The 17678-nt window shown below is 66.6% G+C and carries 14 protein-coding genes (1 of these 14 cut by a window edge); 2 read left to right on the forward strand and 12 right to left on the reverse strand.

The features are described from left to right. The 7 genes from gshB to ACN20X_RS28740 all read right to left on the reverse strand — a co-directional run. Nucleotides 1-948 carry the 5' portion of a glutathione synthase gene (gene gshB, locus ACN20X_RS28710; protein ID WP_016454229.1) on the reverse strand. The gene continues 3 nt to the left of window position 1, outside the view, so 948 of the gene's 951 nt are visible here — the first part of the coding sequence; the start codon lies at nucleotides 946-948; its stop codon lies beyond the left edge, outside the window. A 79-nt stretch (nucleotides 949-1027) separates the two neighbouring features. Further along, the gene (locus ACN20X_RS28715; RefSeq protein WP_016454228.1) at nucleotides 1028-2209 is read right to left on the reverse strand and encodes a benzoate/H(+) symporter BenE family transporter; all 1182 of its coding nucleotides are present in this window, start codon (nucleotides 2207-2209) and stop codon (nucleotides 1028-1030) included. Nucleotides 2210-2259: 50 nt separating this feature from the next. After that, the gene (locus ACN20X_RS28720) at nucleotides 2260-4128 is read right to left on the reverse strand and encodes a potassium transporter Kup (protein ID WP_026062036.1); all 1869 of its coding nucleotides are present in this window, start codon (nucleotides 4126-4128) and stop codon (nucleotides 2260-2262) included. Between the two features lie 98 nt (nucleotides 4129-4226). Then, the gene (gene gshA, locus ACN20X_RS28725; RefSeq protein ID WP_012207794.1) at nucleotides 4227-5522 is read right to left on the reverse strand and encodes a glutamate--cysteine ligase; all 1296 of its coding nucleotides are present in this window, start codon (nucleotides 5520-5522) and stop codon (nucleotides 4227-4229) included. A gap of 81 nt (nucleotides 5523-5603) precedes the next feature. Continuing rightward, the gene (locus ACN20X_RS28730) at nucleotides 5604-7070 is read right to left on the reverse strand and encodes a TrkH family potassium uptake protein (RefSeq protein WP_016454227.1); all 1467 of its coding nucleotides are present in this window, start codon (nucleotides 7068-7070) and stop codon (nucleotides 5604-5606) included. Nucleotides 7071-7079: 9 nt separating this feature from the next. After that, complete coding sequence (gene trkA, locus ACN20X_RS28735; protein ID WP_016454226.1) at nucleotides 7080-8537, reverse strand: Trk system potassium transporter TrkA; 1458 nt, start codon at nucleotides 8535-8537, stop codon at nucleotides 7080-7082. Between the two features lie 59 nt (nucleotides 8538-8596). Then, nucleotides 8597-9877: a glutamate-5-semialdehyde dehydrogenase gene (locus ACN20X_RS28740; protein ID WP_016454225.1), complete on the reverse strand. Its 1281-nt coding sequence runs from the start codon at nucleotides 9875-9877 to the stop codon at nucleotides 8597-8599. A gap of 178 nt (nucleotides 9878-10055) precedes the next feature. Between ACN20X_RS28740 and ACN20X_RS28745 the strand changes: the two genes are divergently transcribed. Further along, nucleotides 10056-10358 (forward strand): hypothetical protein, encoded by a 303-nt coding sequence (locus tag ACN20X_RS28745; protein WP_016454224.1) that lies wholly within the window; start codon nucleotides 10056-10058, stop codon nucleotides 10356-10358. Nucleotides 10359-10368: 10 nt separating this feature from the next. On the opposite strand, the gene holA is transcribed toward ACN20X_RS28745, so the two are convergent. The 3 genes from holA to leuS form a co-directional block, all read right to left on the reverse strand. Then, nucleotides 10369-11421: a DNA polymerase III subunit delta gene (gene holA / locus ACN20X_RS28750; RefSeq protein WP_016447205.1), complete on the reverse strand. Its 1053-nt coding sequence runs from the start codon at nucleotides 11419-11421 to the stop codon at nucleotides 10369-10371. A 5-nt stretch (nucleotides 11422-11426) separates the two neighbouring features. After that, on the reverse strand, nucleotides 11427-11933 hold the full coding sequence (locus ACN20X_RS28755) for an LPS-assembly lipoprotein LptE (protein WP_016447206.1): 507 nt from the start codon (nucleotides 11931-11933) through the stop codon (nucleotides 11427-11429). Nucleotides 11934-12090: 157 nt separating this feature from the next. Continuing rightward, nucleotides 12091-14826 carry a leucine--tRNA ligase gene (leuS, locus tag ACN20X_RS28760; protein WP_016454223.1) on the reverse strand — a complete coding sequence of 912 codons (2736 nt, stop codon included), beginning with the start codon at nucleotides 14824-14826 and terminating at the stop codon, nucleotides 12091-12093. Between the two features lie 351 nt (nucleotides 14827-15177). Here leuS and ACN20X_RS28765 point away from each other — a divergent pair, with 351 nt between their 5' ends. After that, complete coding sequence (locus tag ACN20X_RS28765; protein WP_034348255.1) at nucleotides 15178-16392, forward strand: mechanosensitive ion channel family protein; 1215 nt, start codon at nucleotides 15178-15180, stop codon at nucleotides 16390-16392. 43 nt (nucleotides 16393-16435) lie between these two features. Here the strand turns inward: ACN20X_RS28765 and ACN20X_RS28770 are convergent, their stop codons facing one another. Beyond that, complete coding sequence (locus ACN20X_RS28770) at nucleotides 16436-16915, reverse strand: ExbD/TolR family protein (protein WP_016447209.1); 480 nt, start codon at nucleotides 16913-16915, stop codon at nucleotides 16436-16438. Nucleotides 16916-16939: 24 nt separating this feature from the next. Continuing rightward, nucleotides 16940-17671, reverse strand: a complete 732-nt coding sequence (locus ACN20X_RS28775) for a MotA/TolQ/ExbB proton channel family protein (protein ID WP_016447210.1) — start codon at nucleotides 17669-17671, stop codon at nucleotides 16940-16942. Nucleotides 17672-17678 lie beyond the last annotated feature (7 nt).

Consider the following 17678-nt stretch of genomic DNA (forward strand, 5'->3'; position numbering starts at 1 on the left):
AGCCGCCGCCAAGGCCTGTTCCAGAGCGTCGACGAAGAGGCTGGCCACGTCGCAGCCGGTCTGGTCATGGATCTCCTGGAAGCAGGTGGGGCTGGTCACATTGATCTCGGTGATGCACTGGCCGATGACATCGACACCGGCCAGCAGCAGTCCACGCTCCATGAGGAGGGGACCGATCTCTTCGGCCATGGCCTTGTCGTGCTGGCTCAGAGGCTGGGCCACGCCCTTGCCGCCCGCTGCCAGGTTGCCGCGCACTTCGTTGCCCTGGGGAATGCGTGCCAGGCAATAGGGAACAGGTTTGCCGCCGATGACGAGCACACGCTTGTCGCCCTCGGTGATCTCGGGCAGGAATTTCTGCACCATGACGCTGCTGGCACCGCCCTGGTTCAGGGTTTCGATGATGCTGCCCAGGTTGCGGCCGTCGGCGCCCACGCGGAAGATGCCCATGCCGCCCATGCCGTCCAGCGGCTTGAGGATGATGTCCTGATGCTCTTCATGGAAGGCGCGGATGTCCTGCGCGCTGCGCGTGACCAGGGTCGGGCCGATGAATTGCGGGAATTCGAGGATGGCCAGCTTTTCCGGATGGTCTCGCAACGCCCTGGGCTTGTTGAAGACCTTTGCGCCTTCGCGCTCGGCCTGTTCCAGCAGGTGCGTGGAGTAGAAGTATTCGGAATCGAAGGGCGGGTCCTTGCGCATGAGGATGGCGTCGAAGCCCGCCAGCTCCTCCAGGCCTTCCTTGGAGATTTCAAACCACTGCCGGGCATCTCCCGTGAGCTGGATGTGCCGCACCTGGGCGACGACCTTGCCGCCGCGCTGCCAGGAAAGCTGCCTGGGTTCGCAGGCCACGATGGAGTGGCCGCGCCGCTGCGCCTCGCGCATCATGGCGAAGGTGGTGTCCTTGTAGGTCTGGAACGATTCGAGCGGATCGGCGACGAAGAGGATTTGCATGGGTTGTGTGCAGAAGGCGGCGGCCCGTGCCTCGCCTGTATGGGAGGCGGAAGTGGGGTGCCCGGGCCTGGGCCGCGTATCAGTCAGCCCGTGCACGTCGGTAATGTTGCACAAATAGCGCCAGGCTGCCCGCGACCACGCCCCAAAACGCCGAGCCGACTCCGGCTATCACCACGCCGCTGAGCGTCACCAGAAAGGTGATCAACGCAGCCTCCCTGTGTTCCTCCCCCTTGAGAGCTGTCGCCAGGCCGCTGCCTATGGAGCCCAGCAGGGCCAGTCCCGCTAGGCAGACCACCAGTTCCTTGGGGAAGGCGGTGAGCAGTCCCGTGACCACGGCGCCGAAGATGCCGATGACTATATAGAAGAGGCCACAGATCGCCGCCGCCGTGTAGCGGCGGGATTTGTCCTCATGGGCCTCGGGGCCCATGCAGATGGCAGCGGTGATGGCACTGAGGTTGAGCGCGTAGCCACCGAAGGGGGCCAGCACCAGGGTGGCGATGCCCGTCATGCTGATGATGCGGGAGATGGGCAGGTCGTAGCCGGTGGCACGGATGACGGCCACGCCGGGCAGGTTCTGCGAGGCCATGGTGACGACGAACAGGGGCAAGGCCAGGCTCACCAGGGCGGGCACCGAGAACTGCGGCATGGTGAAGACTGGCCAGGCAAGGCCTGCATGCACGGCGGACCATTGCATTTGCCCGTTGAGCGCCACCCAGGCGATGGAGGCCACCAGCGTGGCGATGACCGCATAGCGCGGTGCCAGGCGGCGCGACAGCAGATAGGTCAGCAGCATGACCAGCACCAGGGGCAGCGCATCCCTGGCGGCGGCAAAGGCCTGCATGCCGAAGTTGGCCAGTACGCCCGCCAGGAGGGCGGCAGCGATTTCCATGGGGATGCGGTTCATGACGCGCTCGAACCAGCCTGTGGCTCCCACCAGGATGATCAGCCCCGCGCTGATGATGAAGGCGCCAACGGCCTCGCCCATGGAAAAGCCCCCGGCAAGCCCTGCCGTGGCAAGGACGGCTGCGCCTGGCGTGGACCAGGCGACCATGACCGGCATGCGCAGTATCAGCGAGGGCAGCAGAGAGCACAGGCCCATGCCCAGTCCCAGCGCCCAGATCCAGGACGTGATCTGCTCGGGCGTGGCATGGAAGGCCTGGGCGGCCTGAAAGACCAGGGCCACCGAGCTGGTGAAGCCCACGAGCACGGCCACGAAGCCGGCTGCGAAGGCAGAGGGACTCAAGTCACGGAAAAAGCGCATCGCGCGATTCTGTCACCACAGCCGCCGACCGTGCGATGCGCTGGCGACGCCTACAGCTCGATCTTGGAGCCCAGCTCCACCACGGAGTTGCTGGGCAGGTGCAGGAAGTCGGAGACACGGCTGGCGTTGCGGTGCATCTGGGCGAACAGCTTTTCGCGCCAGGGCGCCATGCGGTGGCTGATGCGCGGGATGATGACATCGCGCGACAGGAAGTAGCTGGTCTCCATGGCGTCGAGCTGGCAACCCCGGGGGCGCAGCAGGGACAGTGCCGCCGGCACGTCCGGTTCGTTCTTGAAGCCGTAGTTGATGATGACCTGCCAGCAGTCGCTGCCCAGCGCCTCGATCTCGGTGCGCTTGTCCAGGCCCACCCAGGGAATTTCATGGTTGCGCACCGTGACGAAGATGTTCTGGTTGTGCAGCACCTTGTTGTGCTTGAGGTTGTGCAGCAGGGCGTTGGGTACGGTGCCCGGTTCGCCGGAAAGAAAGACGGCCGTGCCCGTCACGCGCGCCGGCGGATGGCGCCAGACCGATTCGAGGAAGCTCTTGAGGTCGATGGCATCGGCCTGCAGCTTTTCGTGCAGCAGCTCGCGGCCCTTGCGCCAGGTCATCATCAGCGAGAACACCGTGCCGCCAATCAGCAGCGGGAACCAGCCGCCGTCGAACAGCTTGAGCAGGTTGGACGAGAAGAAGGCCAGGTCCACCAGGAAAAAGAATCCGGTGGCCGCGATGCACAGGGCCAGCGGGTAGTTCCAGCGGTAGCGGATCACGAAGAAGGTCAGCGTGGTGGTGATCAGCATGTCCAGCGTGACCGCAATGCCGTAGGCGGCCGCCAGGTTGCCGCTGGAGCGGAACAGCACCACGGCCAGCGCAATCGCCACGAACAGGCTCCAGTTGACCAGGGGCATGTAGATCTGGCCGGTCTCGCGCACGCTGGTGTGGCGCACTTCCAGGCGCGGCAGATAGCCCAGCTGTATGACCTGGCGCGTGACGCTGAAGGCGCCCGTGATCAGGGCCTGCGAAGCGATGACCGTGGCCATGGTGGCCATCAGCACCAGGGGCAGCAGCGCCCAGGCCGGGGCCATCATGTAGAAGGGATTCTTCACGGCGGCCGGGTTGGCCAGCAGCAGCGCACCCTGGCCGAAGTAATTGAGCGTGAGGGCAGGCATGGCCACGGAGAACCAGGCCAGGCGGATGGGCTTCTTGCCGAAGTGGCCCAGGTCGGCATAGAGCGCCTCCGCCCCGGTCACGCACAGCACGACGGCGCCCAGGATGATGAAGCTGGTGCCGGGGTTGTCCCAGATGAAGCGCACCGCGAAGTGCGGGCTGATGGCCGCCAGGATTTCGGGATGGCCCGCGATCTGGTGCACCCCCAGCGCTGCGATGGTGGCAAACCAGACCAGGGTGATGGGGCCGAAAAACCGACCGATCCCCGCCGTGCCGTGCTTCTGGAACCAGAACAGCAGGAACAGGATGACCAGGGTCAGCGGGATCACCGCCTTGGTGAAGTGCGGGGACACCACTTCCAGGCCTTCGACGGCCGAGAGCACGGAGATGGCCGGCGTGATCACGCCATCACCATAGAACAGCGAAGTGCCGAAGATGCCGATGAGCAGCAGCACGTTGCGCAGGCGGGGCTTGTCCTTGACGGTCTGCGAGGCCAGGGCCAGCATGGCGACCAGGCCGCCTTCGCCGTTGTTGTCGGCACGCAGCACCAGGACCACGTACTTGAGCGAGACGATGACCGTCAGGGTCCAGAACAGCAGCGACAGGACGCCGTAGATGTTCTCCTGGGTGAACGGCACATGGCCGGAGCCGAAGACCTCCTTGACCGAATACAGCACGCTGGTGCCGATATCGCCATAGACCACGCCGATGGCGCCCAGGGTGAGCGCGGCCAACGAAGATTTGGTTTTCTGCACAGGTCTATGCGCCATCCCGTGGGGAGATGGCTTCAGTCAATTGAAAATGCCGGCATTGTCCGCTGTCCTGATGACGAGCGCATCGGACAGCACCCCGATCAGTCGTAGATTTCCGCGTTGGGGTTGGTCGCCTCCAGCTCATAGCTGGCCGCCAGCATGGCGACCCGGGCCACCACGCCATACATGTAGAAGCGGTTGGGCATGCTGGCACCCGGGCGCGCGCCGATCTGGGGCAGCTGGGTGCTGTGCTGGAAGGCCAGCGGCACGAAGCCGGCGCCGGGCGCGTTGAGGTTTTCGTCCACATCGCGTTCGGGATGCATGCGGTAGAAGCCGCCGACCACGTAGCGGTCCATCATGTAGACCACGGGCTCGGCCACGGCGTTGTTCATGCGCTCCTGGGTGAGCACGCCTTCCTGGATGATCACGTCGTGCACGGTCTGGCCGTCCTTGATCATGCCCATCTTGTTGCGGCTCTTGCGCGGCAGCTCGGCCAGCTCCTTGGCATCGCGCACGGTCATCACGCCCATGCCATAGGTGCCGTTGTCGGCCTTGACGATGGCAAACGGCTTTTCCTTGATGCCGTACTCCTTGTACTTGCGGCGCACCTTGGCCAGCAGCACATCGACCTGTTCGGCCAGGCCTTCCATGCCCACGCCATTGGCGAAGTCGATGCCTTCGCTGCGCCCGAACAGCGGGTTGATCAGCCAGGGATCGATGCCCAGCAGCTTGCCGAAGCGCTTGGCCACTTCCTCATAGCTCTGGAAATGGCGGCTCTTGCGGCGCACGCTCCAGCCTGCATGCAGGGGGGGCAGCAGGTATTGCTCGTACAGCTCCTCGACGATGCCCGGGACGCCGGACGACAGGTCGTTGTTGAGCAAGATGGTGCAGGGATCGAAATCCTTGAGACCGATGCGGCGCTTGCTGCGGATCACCGGCTCCAGCGTCACCGTGTCGCCATGCGGCAGGGTGACGGTGGTGGTCTTCTTCACATCGGGGCTGATGGAGCCGATGCGCACGTTCAGACCGGCCATGTTGAAGATGCGCTTGAGCTGCACCACGTTGGCCAGGTAGTGCGTGTTGCGCGTGTGGTTCTCGGGAATGATGAGCAGATTGCGCGCTTCGGGGCAGATCTTCTCGATCGCCGCCATGGCCGCCTGTACGGCCAGCGGCAGCATTTCGTCGGTCAGGTTGTTCCAGCCCCCGGGGAAGAGGTTGGTGTCCACGGGTGCGAGCTTGAAACCGGCGTTGCGGATGTCCACCGAGCAATAGAAAGGCGGCGTGTGTTCCATCCATTCGAGCCGGAACCAGCGCTCGATCGCCGGCATGGAGTCGAGGATGCGCTGCTCAAGCTCGTTGATCGGGCCGGTCAGGGCCGTGATGAGATGTGGAACCATAAAGACCCTCTGGGTACGACGGTGGGGGGCAATTGTAGAGATTGGACCATGGTCTAGGTGTTTTCCCCAGTCTTTGCAGCGTCAGCGGCGCCAGAAAGCCGGCGAAAGCAAGGCCATGAAGCTGAGGATTTCCAGGCGTCCCAGCAGCATGGCCAGGGTGCAGACCCAGGTCTGGAATTCGGTGAGCACAGCATAGTTGGAGGACGGGCCCACCGCGCCCAGGCCCGGCCCCATGCAGTGCACGCTGGCCAGCACGGCGGAGAAGGCGGTCACCGGGTCCAGGTCGGTGAGCAGCAGCACCATGCTGAGTGTGATCACGGTGGCGCCATAGACCAGCATGAAGGCCAGCACCGAGAAGATCATGCGGTTGTCCACCACGCCGGTGCCCAGCCGCACGGGCTGCAAGGCGCGCGGATGCGCAAGCCGCGTGAGTTCACGCCGCGCCTGCTTGAGCAGGATGAGCATGCGCACCATCTTGACGCCGCCGCCCGTGGAGCCCGCACTGGTGGCCACACCCGACATCAGCAGCATGAGCACGGGCGCAAAGACGGGCCAGGTCAGGTAGTCCACCGTGGTGAAGCCGGTCGTCGTGGCCACCGAGACCACATGGAAGAGACCGTAGCGCAGGGCCTCCACGGGCCCGTACACGCCCTTGGCCCACAGCAGCAGCGCCACGATCAGCCCGCCCCCCAGCAGCACGGCCAGCGTGGCGCGCATTTCCGGATCGCGCCAGAAGCCGTCCCAGCGGCCCTTGCGCATGGCCACGAAGTACAGCGCGAAGTTGCAGCTGGCCAGCAGCATGAAGACCAGGGCGGTCAGTTCGATCAACGGCGAGTCGAAATACGCAAAGCTGGTGTCATGCGAGGACAGGCCACCGAGGCTGACGGTGGCGAACATGTGCATCAGCGCATCCAGCGGCGACATGCCTGCCGCCCAGAAGGCCAGCAGACAGGCCAGCGAGAACACGCCGTACACGCCCCACAGGCCCTTGGCGGTCTCGGTCACGCGCGGCGTCAGCTTGGTGTCCTTGATGGGACCAGCGGCTTCGGCACGGAACAGCTGGGCGCCCCCCACGCCCAGCAGGGGCAGGATGGCCACGGCCAGGATCAGGATGCCCATGCCGCCCAACCATTGCAGGAAGGTGCGCCAGACATTGATGGACACGGGCAGCGCATCCAGCCCCGTGAGCACGGTGGCGCCGGTGGTCGTCAGGCCCGAGACGGCCTCGAAATAGGCATGGGTGAAGCTGATGCTCAGCCCCACATGGCCCATGCCCAGCACCAGGGGCAGCATGGCGCACAGCGGCAAAACCACCCAGACCAGGGTGACGAGGATGACGCCGTGGCGCGGCTGCAGCTCGCGCCGGAAGTGGTCCAGGCCTATCCACAGCGACAGCCCCGCCGCCGCCGTGATGCCGATGGCCCAGGGGTAGATGCGCCAGATGCCGTCGTCGGTGAACCAGGACACTGCAAAGGGCAGCAGCATGGACAGCGCAAACATGACCATGAGCATGCCAAGCACGCGCAGGACGGGTAACAGGTCGCGCATGGTGTCGGCTCAGAAGAAGGTGGCGCTGACGCGAAACAGGTTCTCCACGTCCCGTACCAGCCGCTTGTGGGGCAGGAAGAAGATCACGTGGTCGCCGCTCTCGATCACGGTGGTGCTGCGCGGGATGATGACCTCGGGCTCGGCACCGGCCGCGATTTCGTCGGCCGGCACGCCTTCGGGTATGCCGCGCACGATGAGGCCGATGTGGGCATCCTCGGGCACGCGCAGGTCCTCGACCTTGCGGCCGACCACGCGCGAGCTTTTGCGGTCGCCGCGCGCCACGATCTCCAGCGCCTCGGCCACGCCCCGGCGCAGGCTGTGCACGGCCTGCACGTCGCCGCGGCGCACATAGGCCAGCAGTTCGCCAAGCATGGCCTGGGCCGGCGACAGCGCAATGTCGATCTGCGTGCCGTGCATCAGGTCGGCGTAGGCACGCCGCGTGATCAGCGACAGCACGCGCCGCGCGCCCATGCGTTTGCCCAGCAGGCTGGCCATGATGTTGTTCTCATCGTCGTCGGTCAGGGCCAGGAACAGGTCCACGTCCTCCACGCTTTCATCGGCCAGCAGGTCCTCGTCGGTGGCATCGCCGTGCAGCACCAGCACCTCGGCCGGCAGCAGCGAGGCCAGGTCCTGGCAGCGCTGCTCGTCGGGCTCGATGATCTTGATGTGGAAGCGGCCCGGCACGCGCGACAGCTGCAGCGCCAGGCGCTGGCTGACCTGGTCACCGCCGGCGACCATGATGCGGTAGACCGGGCGCGAAGGCCGGCCGGCAGGCTGGTGGATGGCACGCAGCACCTCGGCCACATGCTCGCGCGCGGCCAGGATGAAGACCTCGTCGCCGGGCTCGATGCGCGTGTTGCCGTCGCAGCGGACGAAGCGGTCGGGCTCGTCCAGGAAACGCCGGTAGATGGCCACGATGCGCATGGCCAACTCGGGCATGCAGTCGCGCAGCTCGCCGATGTGCTTGCCGACGGCGGGGGCGCCGTCGCGCGCGCGCACCGAGGCCAGTGCGGCCCGCCCGCCCGCGAAGGCACGCACCTGCATGGCTTCGGGAAACTCGATGAGCTTGCTGATGTAGTTGGTCAGCGATTCCTCGGGGCAGATGATGCGGTCGACGCCAAAGCCTTCCTTGCCCAGCAGCGCCTCGTCCTCGCCAAAGCCCGAGGAGCGCACGCGCGCGATGCGTGTGGGAATCTCGAACAGGACCTGGGCCAGCTTGCAGCACACAAGGTTGGTTTCGTCGAGCGCGGCGCAGGCGATCAGCAGGTCCGTGTCCTTGGCACCGGCCTCGGCCAGCACATGGGGATCGATGCCGCTGCCCACGACGCCACGCAGGTCGAAGCGCGACTCCAGCTCGCGCAGGCGCCGTGCGTCGGTGTCGATCACCGTGATGTCGTTGCGTTCGGACACCAGGCTTTCTGCCACGCTGTAGCCCACACGGCCGGCGCCAAGAATGATGATTTTCATGGATTCATTGCAGTGCTGCGGTGCCGGCGCGGGGCATTCCGGCGCGCAGCACGGCTCGGTCAGGTGCGGACTTCGCCTTCACCCAGCACCACGTATTTGAGCGAGGTCAGACCTTCGATGCCCACAGGACCGCGCGCATGGAACTTGTCGGTGCTGATGCCGATTTCCGCGCCCAGGCCGTACTCGAAGCCATCGGCAAAGCGCGTGCTGGCATTGACCATGACGCTGGCCGAGTCCACTTCGCGCAGAAAGCGCTGGGCGTGCATATGGTCGCGCGTCAGGATGGCGTCCGTGTGGTGGCTGGAGTAGCGGTTGATGTGGGCGATGGCCTCGTCCACGCCGGACACGATCTTGACGCTGATGATGGGCGCCAGATATTCCTCGCTCCAGTCCTGCTCGGTGGCCTCGGCCAGTTGAGCACCGGCCACAGACTTCAGGATGGCCAGCGATTCGGGGCAGCCGCGCATCTCCACGCCCTTGGCGGCGTAGATGGCGCCGATCTTCGGCAGGAATTCGGCGGCCACGCCGCGCGCCACCAGCAGGCTTTCACTGGCATTGCAGGGGCTGTACTTGTTGGTCTTGGCGTTGTCGGCCACCTTGACGGCCATGGCGATGTCGCAGGGATCATCGACATAGGTGTGGCAATTGCCGTCCAGGTGCTTGATGACGGGCACCTTGGCCTCGCGGCTGATGCGCTCGATCAGGCCCTTGCCGCCGCGCGGGATGATGACGTCCACGTAGTCGGGCATGGCGATGAGCTGGCCCACGGCCTCGCGGTCCGTGGTCTGCACCAGCTGCACGCCGTGCTCGGGCAGGCCGGCTTCGGCCAGCGCCCTGGCGACGAGGGCAGCCAGCGCCTTGTTGGAGTCGATGGCCTCGGAGCCGCCGCGCAGGATGCAGGCGTTGCCGCTCTTGATGCTGAGGCTGGCCGCCTCGATGGTCACGTTGGGGCGGCTTTCGTAGATCATGCCGAACACGCCGATCGGCACACGCATCTGGCCTACGCGGATGCCGCTGGGCATTTGCTTCATGCCGATGATCTCGCCGATCACATCGGCCATGGAGGCCAGCTGCTCACATCCCTGGGCACAGGTTTCCAGCACCTTGGGCGTCAGGCGCAGGCGGTCCACCATGGGAGCGGACAGGCCGTTGGCCACGGCGCGGTCGAGGTCACGGGCGTTGTCGGTCTGCAACGGCTCCACGTTCTCCCGCAGCAGGCGCGCCAGCGCCAGCAGGGCGCGGCTTTTGACGGCAGCCGAGGCTCGGGCCATCTGGGCGGAGGCCACTTTGGCCTGAACGCCCAGGTTGTGGGTGTATTCGACGATATTGAGCGCGTTCATTCCGAGATTCTCGCCGAGTTGCGCCCATTTGCGCACCGAGAGCGGGCATGCCCCGCGCCAACATGCGGCTGGGATGCGTCCTCGCACGGCCACCAGAGGGCAAACCCCGCGTTCCGGCGGCCGGCAGGATGTCGCGGCCACCCTACACTGCTGCCCAGTACGCAGAGGTTTTCCCGCCATGTCCACCAGCCACGACACTCTTCTCGCCGCCCAGCAGCTCGCACAGTTGCGCGCGGGCTTCGCCCAACTGGCACAGCAGCAGCTGCCGGCCGCCGTGCTCGGGCAGCAGGCCAGGGCTTCCTCGGAGTTGCTGCAGGCCCTGCCGCCGCGCTACGGCGAAGTGCTGCTCAATCTGCTGGACCGATTGGAATCCAGCGCGCTGTTCAGCGAGGAAAGCTGCTCCTTCAGCCAGAAGGACCTGCTGGACAACCTCGAGACCTGGGCCACCAAGGCCCAGGCGCAGCTGGAAAAGACGCGCTAGGAACGGTACGTCAGCCCTTGGCGCCGGCCTGGGCCAGGTCCATGGCCAGGCGGCGCAGGGCCTGCCAGCCGTCGCGGGGCCAGCCCTCGAAGGCCAGGCCCTTGACGATGCCGTCCACCGCGTGGGCCGATTGCAGCAGGCGCGCGGCCTGGGCGTCGGTGATGCGCGGCAGCAGGCGCTCGAACAAACGCTCCTTGACGCCCCAGACGCGCTGGGCGCGCAGGGCCATGGGCAGGGGCTGACCTGCGGCCATGGCGTCCTTGACGCGGCAGATGGAGCGGATGTCCTCGGCCAGGGTCCAGTGCACCAGCACCTCGGCCGTGCCCTCGGCCTGCAGGCCGTCGAGCATGCGCGAGACGCGCGCCAACTGGCCGGACAGCACGGCCTCGGACAGCTTGAACACGTCGTAGCGCGCCACATTGAGCACTGCCTGCTCCACCTGCGCCTGGCTCAGCTCGCCGGCGGGGTGCAGCAGGGCCAGTTTCTGGATCTCCTGGTGTGCGGCCAGCAGGTTGCCCTCGACGCGGTCGGCAAAGAACTGCAGCGTGCGCTGGCCTTCCTCGCCGGGTGCCACGCGCTGGCCCTGGGCTGCCAGGCGCTGGGCAATCCAGGCCGGCAGCTGGCCGCGCTCTATGGGATCGATCTGCAGCGTCATGCCCTGGGCTTCCAGCGCGCTGAACCAGGCGCCGGTCCTGGTGGCCTTGTCCAGGCGCGGCAGCATGACCAGGGTGAGCGTGCTGTCATTGCCGCGCGCCGCCTCGGCGATCTGCTGCAGCGCGGCGCCGCCGTCCTTGCCGGGCTTGCCCGAGGGAATGCGGATCTCGATGATCTGCCGATCGGCAAACAGCGACAGCGAGCCACCGGCCGCCAGCACGGCGCTCCAGTCGAAATGGGCGCCGGCCACGGTGTAGCTGCTGCGCTCGGTGTAGCCCGCGGCGCGCGCGGCGGCACGGATGGCGTCGGCAGCCTCCTGCTGCTGCAGCGGCTCGTCGCCGTGCAGCACGTAGAGCGAGCGCAATCCCTTGGCCAGATGGCCGCCGAGCTGGTTCAGGGCAAGCTGCATGGGGCTCAGGTCAGGCTCTTGACGGCCGACAGGCGGCGCAGCAACTGCTGGACGATGTCGGTACGCATGTCCTTGTAGAGCATGGCCTCCTCGGCCTCCTTGGACAGCGCATTGGTTTCGTTGTACGTCACGTCGCGCTGCTGCAGGATCTCGGTCTCGGGGATCGGCTCGTCTCCATTGGGCGTGCGCAGCTTGAAGCGCACGCGCAGGCGCAGCTGCAGCTCGCGCACCTGGCCCAGCGCGTTCATGCCGACGATGACCCGCTCCTGCCGCTCGCTGATGATCTGGAAGATCGCATCCGCATCGTCGGGCGATGCCGGATCGCGCAGCACGGTCAGCTTGTCGCTGGCACTGGCCAGGTTGCGCGACAGCTCCCGCGCCACCGGAGAGCCCCGGCCCGCCTGGATGTAGAGCGAGCGGAACACGAAGGTCGGCACCCCCCGCAGGCGAAAGCCGCAGGCCCCCAGCAGCGGAGCCAGGGCCAGGGCGGTGAGCAGGGTACGTTTTTGCATATCAGTTCTCCAAGGCGCTTGCGCCACTCACAGCCCTTGCAACGGTCGCGCCCAAAGCGAGGGACACCGAGCAAGGGCCGCCCCGCAGCGAGGGTGTCGTCCCCCCCCCGAAGCGAGAGGGGGAAGGCGCGCAGCGCCTCAGGGGGCATGCCATGGCCTAGACCACGACGTTGACCAGGCGGCCCGGCACCACGATCACCTTCTTGGGCGCCGCGCCATTGGTGAACTTCTGGCATTCCTCGTTGGCCAGGGCAATGCGCTCGATCTCGGCCTTGTCGGCCGTCGAGGACACGAGGATGGCCCCGCGCAGCTTGCCATTGACCTGCAGCACCAGAGAGATCTCGTCCTGCACCAGGGCCAGGGGATCGACCTGGGGCCAGGGCGCGTCCAGCACATCGCCCAGGTGGGCGGCGTAGCCCAGTTCGCTCCACAGCACATGGGCCAGGTGGGGCGTTGCCGGATAGAGCACGCGCAGCAGGATGCCGAAGCCTTCGATCAGCGCCACCTGGGCGCCCGCGTCGTCGTGGGACTTGAAGTCCTCCAGCGCGTTGATCATCTTCATGGCGCCCGAGACCACGGTGTTGTACTGCATGCGCTGGTAGTCGTACTCCACCTGCTTGAGCACGGTGTGGATCTCCAGGCGCAGCGCCTTGGCGGCCTTGCCGAATGCCACGTCGTCCAGCGACTTGGCGCCGGCCACGCTCTGCACGGCGCCGGCCATGTCCATCTGCGACAGTTTGGCGCCGAAGTTGTAGACGCGGCGCAGGAAGCGGTAGCTGCCTTCGACGGCGGCATCGTTCCACTCCAGCGTCAGCTCGGGCGGCGCGGTGAACATGGTGTACAGGCGCGCGGTGTCGGCGCCGTACTTCTCGATCAGCTCCTGCGGATCGATGCCGTTGTTCTTGGACTTGGACATGGTGCCCACGCCCTCGTAGTCGATGTCCGTGCCCACGGGCAGCAGGCCGTCGGCGCTGTCCACCTCGGCCTTGAGCCTGGCGCCCACGATCTTGCCGGTCTCGTCGAACACATGCTCGACATCCTTGGGCCAGAAGTACTCCTTGGCACCCTTGGCCGTGCGGCGGCTGTAGATGTGGTTGAGCACCATGCCCTGGGTCAGCAGCTTGGTGAAGGGCTCATCGACCTTGACCAGGCCCAGGTCGCGCATGACCTTGGTCCAGAAGCGCGCGTACAGCAGGTGCAGGATGGCGTGCTCGATGCCGCCGATGTACTGGTCCATGCCGCTGCCGCCGGTGGCGGCATGCTGGTCCCGCATCCAGTAGTCCGTGCCCTTGCCCACCATCTGCTCGCTGTTCCTGGCGTCGCAATAGCGCATGAAGTACCAGGACGAGTCCACGAAGGTGTCCATGGTGTCGGTCTCGCGGCGCGCGCTCTTGCCGCAGCAGGGGCAGACCACGCCGGCGTGGAAGGCTTCGCTCTTGACCAGGGGGTTGCCCGAGCCATCGGGCACCAGGTCCTGGGGCAGGACCACGGGCAGGTCCTTGGCAGGCACGGGCTGGGCGCCGCAGTCCTCGCAGTGGATGATGGGAATCGGCGTGCCCCAGTAGCGCTGGCGGCTCACGCCCCAGTCGCGCAGGCGCCAGGTGGTTTTCTTCTCGCCAAGGCCCTTGGCGGCCAGCAGTTCGGCCACCTTGTCCACGGCAGCCCCATGGGGCAGGCCGTCGAGTTCGCCGGATTCGATGCAGACAGCGCGCTGCTTGTCGCCGTACCAGTCGGCCCATGCCTCGGTGCTGAAGGTCTCGCCCTCGACCGCGATGACCTGGCGGATGGCGATGCCGTACTTCTTCGCAAAGGCGAAGTCGCGCTCGTCATGCGCGGGCACGCCCATGACGGCGCCGTCGCCGTAGCTCATGAGCACGTAGTTGCCGACCCAGACCTCGACCTGGGCACCCGTCAGCGGATGGGTGACGAACAGGCCCGTGGGCAGGCCTTCCTTTTCCTTGAGCGCGAGTTCGGCCTCGGTGGTGCCGCCCTTCTTGCATTCTTCGATGAAGGCCGCGAGCTTGGGCTGCGATGCCGCGGCATGCTGGGCCAGCGGGTGCTCGGGCGCCACGGCGCAGAAGGTCACGCCCATGATGGTGTCGGCGCGCGTGGTGAACACGTACAGGCGGCCGTCCTGGATGGGCTGGCCGTCGGCGCCACGGATGTCATGGGTGAAGGCGAAGCGCACGCCCGCGCTCTTGCCGATCCAGTTTTCCTGCATCAGGCGCACTTTTTCAGGCCAGCCGGTCAGCGTGGCCTTGTCGCCGCCCACCTGGACATGGTCCAGCAGCTCCTGGGCGTAGTCGGTGATCTTCAGGTAGTAGCCGGGGATTTCGCGCTTTTCGACCGGCGCGCCCGTGCGCCAGCCGCGGCCGTCGATGACCTGCTCGTTGGCCAGCACGGTCTGGTCCACCGGGTCCCAGTTCACGATCTGGGTCTTGCGGTAGGCAATGCCCTTTTCCAGCATCTGCAGGAACAGCCACTGGTTCCACTTGTAGTAGTCGGGATCGCAGGTGGCCACTTCGCGGCTCCAGTCGATGGCCAGACCCATCGCCTGCATCTGCTTTTTCATGTAGGCGATGTTGTCGTAGGTCCACTGCGCAGGCGGCACCTTGTTCTTGAGCGCCGCGTTCTCGGCCGGCAGGCCGAAGGCATCCCAGCCCATGGGCATGAGGACGTTGTAGCCCTTCATGCGCAGCTGGCGCGCCAGCATGTCGTTGATGGTGTAGTTGCGCACATGGCCCATGTGCAGCTTGCCGCTGGGGTAGGGCAGCATGGAGCAGGCGTAGAACTTGGGCTTGGCCTGGTCTTCGGTCACGCGGTAGGCGTCGCGGGCGGACCAGTGGTCTTGCGCTGCGCGCTCAACGTCGATGTGGTTGTATTTCTCTTGCATGGTGCTGCGGCCCCAAGGGCCGGACAAGGTGGCCGGACGAGCCGGATGGCCGGAATCAACCGACGATTTTAGGGCCCCGGCCCGCCGGTGCCGCAAGCAGCCCACAAGCCCGCAGGCGGTACTGCGCCATCGGCACCCGGTTGCCCGGCCGCCGCGCGGGGAAAAGCCGCGCTGCGTATGCTTGGCACCCTCTGTGGCAGTGCGCCGCAGACGTTCCGCCATCGCCAGCCCGGACTTGCGCAGGAACGGATACGGACATCCCGGGCATGCCGCTATCGCGCGGCAGGTTTTTCCGCGCCCTGGAGTTTTCTCTTGCTGAACTGGTCTTTGATTTCCGGCTGGGATCCCGTCATGCAGGCCCTGGCTGCGCTGTGCGCGCTGGTGCTGCTGGCCCGCTCCGCGGGTTTTGTCGTGCAATGGCTGCTGTTGCGCGTGCTGCCACGCATGCGCAGCACGCTGGTGGAGATGGAGTGGGCCCAGGTGCTGCTGCACGACACCGTGCTGCAGCGGCTGGCCAAGGCCGTGCCTTCGCTGGTCATGCAGTCCGGCGTGCAGGCCATACCGCAGCTGCAGCCGCAGTGGGCCACCCTGATCCTGAACCTGGCCATCGCCTGCACCATCTACCACGTGGCCCGCGTGATCAGCGCCCTGCTCAATGCCATGAACGAGGCGCACGACCTCAAGGAAGAGCGCAAGGCCACGCAGGCGCACTCGATCAAGAGCTATGTGCAGCTGGGTAAGCTGCTGGTGTTCCTGATCGCCATCGTGCTCATCGTCGCCACCCTGGTGGACCGCTCGCCGCTGCTGCTGCTGTCCGGCCTGGGCGCGGCCTCGGCCGTGCTGATGCTGATCTTCAAGGACACCATCATGTCCTTCGTGGCCGGCGTGCAGCTGGGCTCCAACGACATGCTGCGCGTGGGCGACTGGATCGAGATGCCCCAGGTCGGCGCCGACGGCTTCGTGATCGACATCGCGCTGCACACGGTCAAGGTGCAGAACTGGGACAAGACCATCACCACCATTCCGACCTGGCGGCTGATGAGCGACAGCTACAAGAACTGGCGCGGCATGTTCGAGTCGGGCGGGCGCCGCATCCGCCGCTCGCTGCACATAGACGCCCACACCATCCGCCTGCTGACGGCAGAGCAGCGGCAGAAATTGTCTTTGCTCGAGCCCCTCAAGGACTATTGGAGCAGTGATGGCGGCCTGCGCATGGCCGATGCGCCGGCGGGCAGCGAGATGGCAGCGCAGCATCTGAGCAATCTGGCCGCGTTCAAGGCCTATGCATACGCCTACCTGCTGCGCCATCCGCACATCCACAAGACACCGAACATGTTCCTGCTGGTGCGCACCATGGAGCCTTCTCCCATGGGGGTGCCGCTGGAGCTGTTTTGCTACACCAGCACCACGGTCTGGGTGGAGTACGAGGCCATACAGGGCGCGATCTTCGATCACCTGATCGGCATGCTGCCGCTGTTCGGGCTCAGTCTGTACCAGCGCTCCTCGGACCATGGCCAGCATCTGCGGCTGGCGGGCAACGAGCGCTGGCCCGAAGGACAGGACTAGGTTCGCGGGCGCAGGCCCGGCGGCGCTTGAGCGCCTGATCGCTTCAGCGCCCGGCGCCGGTGGGACCCAGGACGGCTGCGGGTTTTCCATCCTGGTTTCGCGCCGGCTCGGCCACGAAGCCTATGCGCGTCAGCCCTGCCGCGTGGGCCCAGCCCATGAGTTCGGCCACGCGGCCATAGGGCACGGCCTGGTCGGCACGCAGTTGCAGTTCTGCCTGGGGGTTGCGCGCGCCGAGCTGAGCGAGGCGCTCACGCAGCGCATCCGCCGTGGCGGGCTGGCCCTGCATCCAGAGCGCGCCCTTCGCATCGACCTCCAGCAGCAGCGCATCGTCCTCGCCCGCGGCGGCCATGGGCTGGGTGCCCTGGGCCTGGGGCAATTGCACGCGCAGCGAGGCGGCCAGCATGGGTGCCGCGAGGATGAAGATGACGACGAGCACCAGCATCACATCCACCAGCGGGGTGACGTTGATGGCGTGCATGGGCTGGGAGGAGCTTTCCTTGCCGCTCAGTCGTCCAAAGGCCATGTGCGCTCCTGGCGAGCCGCCCCGTCAGGGCGCTTCCATGGGGCCGGCAGGCAGGCCGGCGACGGCCATGCCGTCATCGTGCGGCGCCTGCTCGGCCGGCTGGGTGCCGAACATGGCCTGCAGGTCATGGGCAAAGCCTTCCAGCAAGGCCTCCATCTGGGCCGCAGCCCGGCCCAGCAGGTTGTAGGCCAGCACGGCCGGCAGGGCCACGGCCAGTCCGGCCGCCGTCATCACCAGGGCCTCGCCCACCGGGCCGGCCAGTTGTTCGATGCCGATCTGCCCGCTGCCCGCCAGCGTGGCCAGCGCGTGGTGAATGCCCCAGACGGTGCCCAGCAGGCCGACAAAAGGTGCCGTGGCGCCCACCGTGGCCAACAGGGTCTGGCCCCATTGCAGCTGGTGGCTGGCCGATTGCAGCGCCTGGCGAAGCCCCCGCGTCAGGCGGACGGAATGCGCCGCGCGTCCCGCAAGCGCCAGGCCGCTGCCCATGGGTGCCAGCGCCTGTGTCACGGCCTCGGCCATGGGTGCCACCAGTTGCTGGCGATCCCCCTCGCCCATGCGGGCCTGGCCCGAGGCCAGGTCCGGCGCGCTCCAGAAGGCCGCAATGGCCTGGGGAACGCGGCGCCGGCTGGCGGCCATGAACCAGACCTTCCAGACGATGACCACCCAGCTGGCCACCGACAGCGCCAGCAGCAGCAGCGCCGTGCCGCGCGCGACGGCATCGCCTTGCTGCCACCAGAGCCAGAGTGGACCGCTCATGGTCTTA

It is taken from the genome of Delftia sp. PX-1 (genome assembly GCF_055797465.1).

Bases quoted from the DNA above. Each gene is read 5' to 3' on its own strand.
- ACN20X_RS28715 (WP_016454228.1), bottom strand. From the start codon at position 2,209: ATGCGCTTTTTCCGTGACTTGAGTCCCTCTGCCTTCGCAGCCGGCTTC.
- gshA (WP_012207794.1), bottom strand. From the start codon at position 5,522: ATGGTTCCACATCTCATCACGGCCCTGACCGGCCCGATCAACGAGCTT.
- ACN20X_RS28730 (WP_016454227.1), bottom strand. From the start codon at position 7,070: ATGCGCGACCTGTTACCCGTCCTGCGCGTGCTTGGCATGCTCATGGTC.
- trkA (WP_016454226.1), bottom strand. From the start codon at position 8,537: ATGAAAATCATCATTCTTGGCGCCGGCCGTGTGGGCTACAGCGTGGCA.
- ACN20X_RS28740 (WP_016454225.1), bottom strand. From the start codon at position 9,877: ATGAACGCGCTCAATATCGTCGAATACACCCACAACCTGGGCGTTCAG.
- ACN20X_RS28745 (WP_016454224.1), top strand. From the start codon at position 10,056: ATGTCCACCAGCCACGACACTCTTCTCGCCGCCCAGCAGCTCGCACAG.
- holA (WP_016447205.1), bottom strand. From the start codon at position 11,421: ATGCAGCTTGCCCTGAACCAGCTCGGCGGCCATCTGGCCAAGGGATTG.
- ACN20X_RS28755 (WP_016447206.1), bottom strand. From the start codon at position 11,933: ATGCAAAAACGTACCCTGCTCACCGCCCTGGCCCTGGCTCCGCTGCTG.
- leuS (WP_016454223.1), bottom strand. From the start codon at position 14,826: ATGCAAGAGAAATACAACCACATCGACGTTGAGCGCGCAGCGCAAGAC.
- ACN20X_RS28765 (WP_034348255.1), top strand. From the start codon at position 15,178: ATGCAGGCCCTGGCTGCGCTGTGCGCGCTGGTGCTGCTGGCCCGCTCC.
- ACN20X_RS28770 (WP_016447209.1), bottom strand. From the start codon at position 16,915: ATGGCCTTTGGACGACTGAGCGGCAAGGAAAGCTCCTCCCAGCCCATG.
- ACN20X_RS28775 (WP_016447210.1), bottom strand. From the start codon at position 17,671: ATGAGCGGTCCACTCTGGCTCTGGTGGCAGCAAGGCGATGCCGTCGCG.